The following is a 12,742-nucleotide window of genomic DNA, read 5'->3' as shown; positions in this document are numbered from 1 at the left end:
CGTGGGAACGGGTATCGCCAACCGTCACCAGGCCGAGACCGAGGACCTCATCGGCTTCTTCATCAACCAGCTCCCGCTGCGCGTGCGGCTGGGTGGCAATCCGTCCTTCCGCGAGCTGCTTGCACGCGTGAGGAAGGACACGCTGGGCGCCTACGCGCACCAGGACCTGCCGTTCGAGGAAGTGGTCAAGGCCGTCAACCCGGAGCGCAACCCCGCGCACGCGCCGCTCTTCCAGGTGGCGCTGGTGCTCCAGAACCAGCCGGACTCGGAGCTGAAGCTCCCCGACCTCACCTTCCACCTGCAGCCCGCCAACACGGGCACCTCGCGGCTGGACCTCACGCTCTCCGCAGCGGAGACGGCACAGGGTCTGTCCTTCGGCGTCGAGTACCGCACGGACCTGTTCACCGCGGAGACCGTGGATGCGCTGATTCGCCACCTGGGGGTCCTGCTCGAGAAGGCCGTGGAGCGACCCGAGGCGCCTGTCGCCTCGCTGTCCCTGCTCACCGAGGCGGAGCAGCAGCGCGTGCTGGTGGAGTGGAACGACTCCGCTCGCGACTTCCCGCGCGAGGCCACCGCGCATTCGCTCTTCGAGGCCCAGGCTCGGCGTACGCCGGAGGCCGAGGCGCTTCGCTTCGAGGGCGAGTCCCTCACCTTCGCGCAGCTCGACTCGCGCGCCAATCAGCTCGCCCACCACCTGCGCTCGCTCGGCGTCAGGCCCGAGGTCCCTGTCGCGCTCTGCCTGGAGCGTTCGCTCGACCTCGTCGTCTCCATGCTCGCCATCCTCAAGGCTGGCGGCGCCTGGGTGCCTCTCGATCCGACGTATCCCGCCGAGCGACTGTCCTTCATCCTCCGCGACAGCTCCGCGCCTGTCCTCCTCACCACCGAGGCGCTCGCGAAGCAGCTTCCTGTCTCGACGCAGCGGCGTGTGTTGATCGACTCGGAGGCCGCGAAGATTGCGACCCAGTCGACGTCGGCACCTGACTCCGACGCGGTGGCCGACAACCTCGCCTACGTCATCTACACCTCCGGCTCCACCGGCACCCCCAAGGGCACCCTCCTTCAGCACCGCGGCTTCTCCAACACCGCGCTCGCCGCGGGCCGCCGCCACGGCTTCTCTCCCGCCTCCCGCGTCCTCCAGTTCGCTTCCTTCAACTTCGACGCCTCCGTCGCCGAAATCTTCGGCGCCCTCCTCGCCGGCTCCACCCTCGTCCTCGCTCCTCGCGAGCGCCTCATGCCCGGCGCTCCCCTTCGCGACCTGCTCCGCGACGAGTCCATCTCCGCCGTCACCCTCACTCCCTCCGTCCTCGCCCAGCTCCACCCCGAGGACTTCCCCTCTCTCTCCACCCTCATCTCCGCTGGCGAGGCCTGCCCTCCCGAGCTCGTCTCCCGCTGGGGCTCCCGCGTCCGCCTCCTCAACGCCTACGGCCCCACCGAAGTCACCGTCTGCGCCTCCATCTCCCAGCCCCTTCTCCCAGGCCAGACGCCCTCCATCGGCACCCCCTGGGACAACGTCCGCCTCTTCATCCTCGACGCCTCCCTGCGTCCTCTCCCCGTCGGCGTCCCCGGCCAGCTCTGCATCGACTCCGTCGGCCTCGCTCGTGGCTACCTCCACCGCCCCGACCTCACCGCTGAGCGCTTCGTCCCCAACCCCTTCTCCCTCGCCCCCGGCGCCCGCCTCTACCTCACCGGTGACAAGGCCCGCTGGCTCCCCGACGGCACCCTCGAGTTCCTCGGCCGCCTCGACTCCCAGGTGAAGCTGCGCGGCTTCCGCATCGAGCTGGGCGAAGTCGAAGCCGCCCTCCTCCTCCTCCCCTCCGTCTCCCAGGCCGTCGCCTCCATCCGCACCGAAGCCTCCGGCGACAAGCGCCTCGTCGCCTACGTCGTCGGTGAGGACGTCGACGTCTCCGTCCTTCGCGACTTCCTCAAGCTGCGCCTGCCCGAGCACATGGTGCCTTCCGCCATTGCACAGCTCGACGCACTCCCCCTCACTCCCAACGGCAAGGTCGACCGCGACGCGCTCCCGGCGCTCGACACACAGCCCTCTGCTCGGGACTACGTCGCGCCGCGCACGCCCACGGAGATTCGTCTCGCCGCGCTCTGGGCGGAGCTGCTCCACGTCGAGCGCGTCGGCCTCACCGACGACTTCTTCGAGCTCGGTGGCCACTCCCTCCTCGCCACGCAGCTCGTCTCCCGCATCCGCGCGAGCTTCGGCGTGGAACTCGCGCTGAGAGACCTGTTCTCCGTGCCGACCATCGAAGCGCTCGCCCAGCGCGTCGACGAGGCCATCCTCGCGGGCAAGAGCGTCCAGCTCCCGCCGCTGGTCCCGGTGTCGCGTGAGAACGGACCGCTGCCGCTGTCGTTCGCGCAGCAGCGGCTCTGGTTCCTCGACCGCTTCCAGCCGGACAGCGCCTTCTACAACATCCCCTCCGCGCTCCGGCTCGACACGGTGGTGGACCTCGACGCGCTCATCCGCGCGCTCCAGGAGCTGGTCCACCGTCACGAGGCGCTGCGCACCAGCTTCCACACCCGCGAGGACGGTGAGCCCTACCAGCACGTCCATCCGCGCGTGGAGCTCGCCGTCCCCGTCGTGGACCTGAGCCGCATGCCTGAGTCCGCGCGCGAGGCCGAGGCCCTGAAGCTGGCCACCGCCGAGGCGCAGAAGCCGTTCGACCTGACGCGCGTCCCGCTGCTGCGCACCACGCTGCTGAAGCTGGCCCCCGAGCAGCACGTGCTGCTCGTCACGGTGCACCACATCGTCTCGGACGGTTGGTCCAGCGGCATCCTCTCGCGCGAGGTCGGCGCGCTGTACTCCGCCTTCAACCAGGGTCTGCCTTCACCGCTGGCGCCCCTGCCGCTCCAGTACGCGGACTACGCGGCCTGGCAGCGCGGCTGGCTGCGTGACGAGACGCTCGCCGCCCAGGTGGGCTGGTGGAGCCAGAACCTCTCGGGCGTGCCCCACGCCCTGGAGCTGCCCACGGACCGGCCTCGACCTCCCGTGCAGACCTCGCACGGCGCCAGCTTCCCCGTGAAGCTCGGGGCCGAGCTGTCCGCCGCGCTCCACGCCCTGTGCAAGCAGGAGGGCATCACGCCGTTCATGGCGCTGCTCACCGGCCTGCACGTCCTGCTCGCCCGTTACTCGGGACAGGACGACATCGTCGTCGGCTCGCCCATCGCGAACCGCCGCCAGGCGGAGCTGGAGAACATCGTCGGCTTCTTCGTCAACACGCTGGCCCTGCGCGCGCGGCTCACATCCGGCATCACCTTCCGCGCCTTGCTGGCGCAGGTGAAGGAGACCACGCTCGGCGCCTACGCCCACCAGGACGTGCCCTTCGAGAAGCTGGTGGAGGAGCTGAAGCTGGAGCGCGACCTGAGCCGCTCGCCGCTGTTCCAGGTCATGCTCGCCCTCCAGAACACGCCTCGCGGCGAGCGTGTCACCCAGGCGCGCGGCGCCGATGCGCTCCGCTCGGTGGACGTCGACAGCGGGACGGCGAAGTACGACCTGTCGCTGCTGCTGGGTGACTCGGGCCAGGAGATCGAGGGCCTCGTCGAGTTCAACACCGACCTGTTCGACGCGAGCACCGCGCGGCGCATGGGCGCGCACTGGGTGCGGCTGCTCCAGTCCGCCGTCGAGAACCCGGACCAGTCGCCGTGGAGCCTGTCGCTCTTGAGCCGCGAGGAGGAGCGCCAGCTCCTCGTCGAGTGGAACGACACGTCGCGCGAGGCCCACACCGCCACGACGATGCACGGCCCGGTGGAGGCCCAGGTCGCGCGCACGCCGGACGCCATCGCCATCACGGATGGCCAGCGCTCGCTGACGTACGCAGTGCTCGACCAGCGCGCCAACCAGCTCGCGCATCACCTGGTCCAGCACGGCGTGACGCCTGGGAGCGCCGTGGGAATCTGCGTGGACAAGAGCCTGGACATGGCCATCGCCGTGCTCGCGACGCTCAAGGTCGGCGCGTACTACGTGGCGCTGGACCCCACGTACCCCGCGGACCGGCTCGCGTTCATGCTCGAGGACACGCGCGCTCCGGTGGTCCTCACGCAGTCGCACCTGGGCGGGAGCCTGCCGTCCAAGAGCCTGGCCCGCCGCATCGCGCTCGATACCGAAGCGGTGCTCATCGCGCGGCAGCCGACGGATGCCCTCGCGCGTGACGTGTCGCCCGAGGCGAACGCGTACGTCATCTACACGTCCGGAAGCACGGGCATCCCCAAGGGCATCGTCATGCCCCACCGGGCGCTCAGCTACATGTTGGCGTGGCAGATCCGCCAGTCGCCGCGTCCGCGGGCCACCACGCTCCAGTTCGCGTCGCTCAACTTCGACGTGTCCATCCAGGAGCTGTTCGCGTCCTGGTGGGTCGGCGCCCGGGTGGTGCTGCCCACGGACACGCTGCGACGGGACATCCCCGCGCTGCTCGACTTCATGGACCGCCAGGGCGTGGAGCGGCTGTTCCTGCCGTTCGTCGCCCTGCAGGCCATGGCCGACTCCGTGGCCCACGGCGCCACGCTGCCGCGCGCGCTGTGCGAGGTCATCACGGCCGGCGAGCAGCTCCAGGTGAACGCCACCCTCGCCGCGATGTTCGAGAAGCTGCCGGGCTGCACGCTCGAGAACCAGTACGGCCCGTCGGAGGCGCACGTCGTCTCCGCGTACCGGATGCGCGGCCCGCCGGCCTCGTGGCCCCGGCTGCCTCCCGTCGGCAGCCCGCTGGGTCACACGCAGCTCTACATCCTCGACCCGCTCGGTCAGCCCGCGCCCATCGGCGTCGCCGGTGAGGTCTTCGTCGGCGGCAGCCACCTGGCCCACGGCTACCTGGCCCGGCCGGACATCACCGCCGCCGCCTTCGTGCCGAACCCGTTCAGCGGCATCCCCGGCGACCGGCTCTACCGCACCGGTGACTCCGCGCGGTGGACGGCGGACGGCAACCTGGAGTTCCTCGGCCGCATCGACTTCCAGGTGAAGGTGCGCGGCTTCCGCGTGGAGCTGGGCGAGGTCGAGTCCGTCCTGCGCACCGCTCCGGGTGTTCGCGACGCGGCCGCCGCCGTGCGCGAGGACGTGCCGGGCGACAAGCGACTCGTGGCCTACGTCGTCCCCGTCCCCGCGGACGAGGCCCCTGCCTCCGCGACGACGGCGGAGACGCTCCGGACGTTCCTGCTCAAGCGCCTGCCCGAGTACATGGTGCCCTCCGCGTTCGTCACGCTGGAGGCCCTGCCGCTGACGCCCAGCGGGAAGCTGGCCCGCAAGCTCCTGCCCGCGCCGGACGCGGAGAGCCTGCGCACGGACGCGTCCTTCGTCGCCCCGCGCACGCCGGTGGAGGAGAAGCTGGCGCAGCTGTTCGCGACGGTGCTGAAGCTGGCGCGCGTCAGCATCACGGAGAACTTCTTCGAGCTGGGTGGCCACTCCCTGCTGGCCACGCAGGTCACCTCGCGCATCCGCTCCACCTTCGCGGTGGAGTTGCCCGTGCGCGAGCTGTTCGAGGCGCCCACCGTGGCCGCGCTGGCCCAGCGCGTGGACACCGCCCTGCGCACCGGCGCGACGACGGCCGCTCCGCCCATCCAGCGCGTGGCTCGCGACGGCAAGCTGCCCCTGTCCTTCTCGCAGCAGCGCGTGTGGTTCCTGGATCAGCTGGAGCCGGGCAGCCCCGCGTTCAACATCCCCGCCGCGCTGGTGCTCTCCGGAGCGCTCGACGTGGAGGTGCTGCGCCGGACGCTCGAGGCCGTCGTGCACCGTCACGAGGCCCTGCGCACCACGTTCCGCGCGGAGTCGGACGGCCCCGAGCAGGTCATCCACGCGCCCGCGCCGTTCGTGCTGCCGCTGACCGACCTGCGCGCCCTGGCACCCGAGCAGCGTGAGGCCGAGGCCCGCCGCCGCGCGGGCGAGCATGCGCTCCAGTCGTTCGACCTGAGCACCGGGCCGCTGCTTCGCGCCGAGCTGTTGGTGCTCGCGGAGCGTGAGCACCTGCTGCTGCTCAACCTGCATCACATCGTGTCGGACGGCTGGTCCATCAGCGTCATCGTGCGCGAGATGTCCACGCTGTACGGCGACCTCCAGGCCGGCCGGACGCCGAGCCTCCCCGAGCTCCCGCTCCAGTACGCGGACTTCGCCGCGTGGCAGCGCGGGTGGCTGGAGGGCGCGGAGCTGGACCGCCAGCTCGCGTGGTGGCAGCGGCAGTTGGACGGCGCGCCACAGGACCTGGAGCTGCCCACCGACAGGCCGCGCACGCACCTGTCGCGGCCTCGGGGTGGCGTGGTGTCCCTGGCCATTGCGCCCGCGAAGGCGGAGGCCATCGAGGCCTTCTGCCACCGCGAGGGCCTGACGCCGTTCATGTTCTTCCTGGGTGCGTTCCAGCTCCTGCTGTCGCGCTACTCGGGCCAGGACGACATCTCCGTCGGCTCGCCCGTGGCGGGACGCAACCGCGCGGAGCTGGAGGGCCTGGTCGGCTTCTTCCTCAACACGCTCGTCCTGCGCACGAAGCTGGACGGTGACCCGACGGTGCGCGAGCTGCTGGCCCGCGTGCGCGAGACGGCGCTCGGGGCCTATGCGCACCAGCACCTGCCCTTCGAGCAGCTCCAGCCGCTGCGCGACCTGCAGCAGTCACCGCTGTTCCGGGTGATGTTCATCCTCCAGAACACCCCGGACGCGGACGTGTCCCTGCCCGGCCTGGAGCTGCGTCCCGGCCCCGACGAGGGCCATGTCGCCAAGTTCGACATGACGCTCTCGCTGGGTCGAAACAGCGCGGGCTTCACGGGTGAGCTCGACTACCAGGTGGACCTGTACGACGCGTCGACCATCGAGCGGATGACGCGGCACTTCCTCGCGCTCGTGGACGTGCTGGTCGCCTCGCCGGAGCGCCGCCTGTCCACGGTGACGCTGCTCTCCGACGAGGAGCGCTCGCGTCAGCTCGTGGCCTGGAACGACACGCGCGCGGACTTCCCGGACACGTGCGTGCACAGCCTCTTCGAGGCCCAGGTCCGCCGCGCGCCCGACGCGCTCGCGGCCAGCTTCGAGGGATCGCGGCTCACGTACGCCCAGCTCGACGCGCGCGCCAACCAGCTCGCCCACGCGCTGCGCCGCCGCGGCGTCGGCCCCGAGGTGCGGGTCGCCCTGAGCGTGGAGCGTTCGCTGGACGTCGTCGTCGGCCTGCTCGGAATCCTCAAGGCCGGTGGCGCGTGGGTGCCGGTGGATCCGCTGCTCCCGCGTGAGCGACTGGCCTTCCTGCTGGAGGACAGCGGCGCGGCGATGCTGCTCACCCAGGCGCCCTTGCTGGAGCGCTACCCCGAGGCCCACCGTGCCCGCGCGCTGTGCCTGGACACGGAGCTGGAGGCGCTGTCGCGCGAGAGCACCGAGGCGCCCGTCTCCGGTGTGCACTCGGGCAACCTGGCCTACGTGCTCTACACGTCCGGAAGCACGGGCCAGCCCAAGGGCACGGCGGTGGAGCACCGCTCCGTGGCCAACCTCGTCACCCACGAGGCCCGGGCCTACGGCATCGGCCCCGGCGAGCGCGTGCTCCAGTTCGCGAACCTCTCCTTCGACCTGTCCGTCGAGGAGATCTTCACCACGCTGACCTCCGGCGCCGCCCTGGTGCTCGCGCCGCTGGAGAAGGTGATGCCGGGCGCGCCCCTGCACACGCTGCTGCGTGACGAGGCGCTCACGGTCATCAGCCTCACGCCCGCGGCCCTGGCGGCCACGCCCGCGGAGGGGCTGCCCTCGCTCAAGACGGTCATCTCCGGCGGCGAGGCGCTGCCCTCGGACGTCGTCGCGCGCTGGGCGCCGGGTCGACGGTTCCTCAACACGTATGGTCCGACGGAGGCCACGGTGGTGGCCACGCTCGCGGAGGTCGTGGCGGAGGAAGGCCGCGTGCCCTCCATCGGACGTCCGCTGGCCAACGTGCGCGTCCACGTGCTGGATGCGCGCGGAGAGCCGGTACCCGTGGGCGTCAAGGGTGAGCTGTACCTGGGAGGCGTCGGCGTGGCCCGGGGCTACGTGGGCCGTGCGTCGCTCACCGCCGAGCGGTTCATCCCGGATTCGTTCTCCGGAGTGCCGGGCGAGAGGCTGTACCGCACGGGCGACGTGGTGCGCTGGCGCGAGGATGGTTCGCTGGAGTTCGTGGGCCGCGTGGACGCGCAGGTGAAGGTGCGCGGCTTCCGCATCGAGCTGGGTGAGGTCGAGGCCGCGCTGGCCCGGCACCCCGCCGTGCGCGAGGCCGTGGTCATCGCTCGCGAGGACGGCCCCGGTGGCAAGCGACTGGTCGGCTACGCGGTGGCGCGCGAGGGCGTGCCCACCGACGGCGCGACGCTGCGTGCGGCGCTGAAGGACGTGCTGCCCGAGTACATGGTGCCCGCCGCAGTGCTGGTGTTGGACGCGCTGCCGCTGACGGCGAACGGCAAGGTGGACCGCAAGGCCCTGCCCGCGCCCGACATGAGCACGGTCAGCGGACGCCCGGACTTCGTCGGTCCCCGCACGCCCACCGAGGCGCGGCTGGGTGCCATCTGGTGCGCGGTGCTCGAGGTGGAGCGCGTGGGCATCCACGACAACTTCTTCGAGCTGGGTGGCCACTCGCTGATGGCGACGCAGGCCATCAGCCGCATGCGCGCGGTGTTCGGCGTCGAGCTGCCCCTGAGGGACCTGTTCGACACGCCGACGCTGGAGGCGCTGGCCCAGCGCGTGGACCTGGCGGTGCAGCAGGGTCAGGGCCTGGAGATTCCGGCCCTCGTCCCGGTGCCGCGCACGGGCCACCAGCCGGTGTCCTTCGCGCAGCAGCGCCTGTGGTTCCTGGACCAGTTGGAGCCGAACAGCGCCTTCTACAACATCCCCGCCACCGTGCGGCTGGAGGGCGCGCTGGACGTCGACGCGATGGGCAGGGCCATCAACGAGCTCTTGCGTCGCCACGAGTCGCTGCGCACATCCATCCAGAACAACGGCGGCCAGCCCATCCAGGTCGTCCATCCGCATGAGCCGACGCGCCTGGATGTGTTGGACCTGAGCGCGCTGGAGCCCACGGCGCGCGAGGCCGAGGCGCGCCGCGCGGCCATCGAGGAGACGCAGAAGCCGTTCAACCTGGCGGACCGCTCGCTGTTGCGCGTGCGCCTGTTGAAGCTGGGCGCCGAGGACCATGTGCTGCTGATGTCCATGCACCACATCGTCTCGGACGGTTGGTCCATGGGCCTGCTCGTCAACGAGCTGGCCTCCGCGTACGCGTCGTTCTCGAAGGGCCTGCCGCTCACGCTGCCGGAGCTGCCGCTGCAGTACGTGGACTACTCCGCGTGGCAGCGCGGCTGGCTCAAGGGCGACGTCCTCGACAAGCAGGTCGCCTGGTGGAGCAAGCACCTGGCGGGCGCGCCTCCCGCGCTGGAGCTGCCGTCGGACTTCCCCCGGCCTCCGGTGAGCACCTTCCGCGGCGACATGGTGGGCTTCACCATGCCTCGCGAGCTGCAGGACGCGGTGCAGACCCTGGCCCGACGTGAAGGCGCCACGACGTTCATGGTGCTGCTCGCCGCGTTCCAGACGATGCTCGCGCGCTACTCCGGCCAGGACGACATCAGCATCGGCTCGCCCATCGCCGGCCGCCGTCACTCGGACCTGGAGAAGCTCATCGGCTTCTTCGCGAACACGCTCGTGCTGCGCACGCAGCTGTCGGAGCACCTCACCTTCCGCGAGCTGCTCGGCCGGGTGCGCGAGACGACGCTGGACGCGTACGCGCACCAGGACGTGCCCTTCGAGAAGCTGGTGGAGGAGCTCCAGCCCGAGCGCAGCCTGAACCGCACGCCGCTGTTCCAGGTGCTGTTCGTGCTGCAGAACGTCTACAAGGAGAACTACGACACCGGCGACCTGCGGATGTCGCCGATGGAGGCCACCAGCGGCACGTCCAAGTTCGACCTGACGCTCTCCGTGTTCGAGTCGTCGCACGGCCTCACCGGCTACCTGGAGTACAGCTCCGACCTCTTCACGCGGCAGACGGCCGAGCGAATGGTGGGCGCGCTCCAGCGCCTGCTCGAGGGGGCCGTCACCCAGCCGGACCAGACGCTGGGTCGACTGCCGCTGCTCTCCGAGGCGGAGCGCCGGCAGGTGGTGGAGGACTTCAACACCGCCGTGGATCCGACGTACGTGCCGGGGCTGATGCACCAGTGGGTGGAGGCCCAGGTCGCCCGCACGCCGGAGCGCGTGGCGGTGACGGACGGCACGCAGTCGCTCACCTATGCCCAGCTCGATGCGCGCGCCAACCAGCTCGCGCACCACCTGCGGGCGCTCGGAGTGAGCGTCAACAGCACGGTGGGCCTGTGCCTGGAGCGCGCGAGCCTGGACATGCCCGTCGCGGTGCTGGCCACGCTCAAGGCGGGCGCGGCCTTCCTGCCATTGGACCCCAGCTACCCCGCGGACCGACTGGCGTTGATGCTCGAGGACACCGGCGCGCCCGTCGTCCTGGCGCACTCAGCCCTGGTCTCCGCGCTGCCGCCGGGGCTGACGGCGCGCATCGTCCGCATCGAGGAGGAGACGGCCGTCCAGTCGCGCCCGACACACCGGCCCGACGTGGACATGTCGCCGGAGACGAACTGCTACTTCGTCTACACCTCCGGCAGCACCGGCCGCCCCAAGGGCATCGTCATGTCCCACCGCGCGGTGGGCAACATGCTGTGGTGGCTGATGAAGCGCGCGGTGAAGCCGGACGCCACCACGCTCCAGTTCGCCTCGCTCAACTTCGACGTGTCGTTCCAGGAGCTCTTCGGCACCTGGTGCCTGGGTGGCAAGGTGCTGCTCATCAACGGCTCGCTGCGACAGGACCCGCCCGCCATGCTGCGCTACATGCGCGAGCACCGCGTGGAGCGGCTGTTCCTGCCCTTCGTCGCCCTCCAGGCGATGTGCGACGCGGCCCTCACGGAGAAGGAGCTGCCCCCGCTGGGTGAAATCGTCACCGCCGGCGAGCAGCTCCAGGTGACGCCCGCGCTGCTCGCGTTCTTCGACCGGCTGCCCGAGTGCACGCTGGAGAACCAGTACGGCCCCTCGGAGGCCCACGTCGTCACGGCGTGGCGCGCGCCGAAGGACCGCAAGCAGTGGCCCGCGCTGCCGCCGGTGGGCTCGCCGCTCACCAACATGCAGATCTACGTGTTGGACCCGCACGGCGCGCCCTGCCCCATCGGCGTCGCGGGCGAGGTCTACGTGGGCGGCGCCAACGTGGCGCACGGCTACCACGGCCGCCCGGACCTGACGGCGGACCGCTTCCTGCCGCACTTCATGGGCGGCAAGTCCGGCGCCCGGCTGTACCGCACGGGAGACAAGGCCCGGTGGCTCGCGGACGGCAACCTGGAGTTCCTGGGCCGCCTGGACAGCCAGGTGAAGCTGCGCGGCTTCCGCATCGAGCTGGGAGAGGTGGAGGTGGCCCTGCGCGCCCTGCCCCACGTGCGCGACGCGGTGGCCATCGTCCGCGAGGACGTGCCGGGAGACCGGCGCCTCGTGGGCTACGTGGTGCTGCCGCCCGACGCGCCGTGGAGCACCGAGGAGGCGCGGCAGGTGCTGCGCGAGAAGGTGCCCGAGTACATGGTGCCCTCCATCTTCATGCGGCTGGAGTCCCTGCCGCTGATGCCCACCGGCAAGGTGGCCCGAGGTGGGCTGCCGCAGCCGGACGAGGAGAGCCTGCGCGGCACCACGCCGTTCGCCGCGCCCCGCACGCCGCTGGAGGAGCTGCTCGCCAACGCGTTCGCGGAGGTGCTGCGCACGCCCCGCGTGAGCGTCACCGACAACTTCTTCTCGCTGGGTGGACACTCGCTGCTCGCGACCCAGGTCGTCTCCCGCGTGCGCGTGGCCCTGGGCGTGGAGCTGCCGCTGCGCGCCCTCTTCGAGGCTCCCACCGTGGAGTCGCTGGCGCTGCTGCTGCAACGCGCCCAGGCGCAGGAGGCGCGGCCCAAGGCGCGTCCCGCGACGCCCGCCTGGTCTCCGCTCGTCACGCTGCGCGCGGGCGCCGACCACCGCCGCGTGCTGCACGTCATCCATGACCTGGATGGCCGCGTGGAGCGCTACGCCGAGCTGGCCCGCCACGCCCCCGAGGGCTGGAGCGTCGTCGGCATCCAGGCCCGCGGCCTGGAGGAAGGCCGCGCGCCGCTCGAGTCCGTGGAGGCCATGGCCACGCTCTACGTGGAGGCGCTGCGCGGCGCGACGCCCCAGGGCCCCTATCGCCTGGCGGGCCCGGGCCTGGGTGGCCTCATCGCCTGGGAGATGGCGCAGCAGCTCCAGCGCGAGGGGCACGCCGTGGAGCTGCTCCTCGTCGAGCCGCTGCCCGCAGAGCCGGAGGCATCCACGGCCGCGACCACCGCGGGAGCCCAGGCCGCGCTCTTCGCCCGGGCCCTGGCCACGCAGGCGGGCATCGACGCGCCGGTGTTCCCCGCCGCGCTCACGTCCGGCAAGGACGCCGAGCCGCTGCTCACCCTCATGCACGAGCAGGGCGCGAAGACGGGCCTGTTGCCCGAGGACCTGTCGCTCGGGGAGCTGCGCACGCGCTTCAAGGTCTTCGCCAGCCACCTGCGCGCCGCGCGCCGCTACCTGCCCGAGCCCTACGAGGGCCCGGTGCACCTCCTGCGCGCCGCGGACGCCCCCGAGCGTGACGAGGATGAGCTCGATGGCGGCTGGGGCGAGCTGGCCGAGGGTGGCCTGACGATGTTGGAAACATCCGGTGACGCCGTCGCGCTGCTGCACGCGCCGGCCGTCACCGAGTGGGTGAAGCGGTGGGTGGACCTGGGAGGTTCCGGGGAATGA

The 12,742-nt window shown here is 71.6% G+C and carries 1 protein-coding gene (running past one end of the window); it reads left to right on the top strand.

Features of this window, described 5'->3' with window-relative positions:
- Window positions 1-12,742 carry the 3' portion of a non-ribosomal peptide synthase/polyketide synthase gene (locus tag AC6JA9_RS19150; protein ID WP_497960368.1) on the top strand. It extends 32,711 nt beyond the left edge of the window, so 12,742 of the gene's 45,453 nt are visible here — the last part of the coding sequence; its start codon lies off the left edge, out of view; it ends in the stop codon at window positions 12,740-12,742.

The sequence above is a fragment of the Myxococcus sp. MH1 genome (genome assembly GCF_059738865.1).
This window is presented reverse-complemented; position numbering and strand designations above follow the sequence as displayed.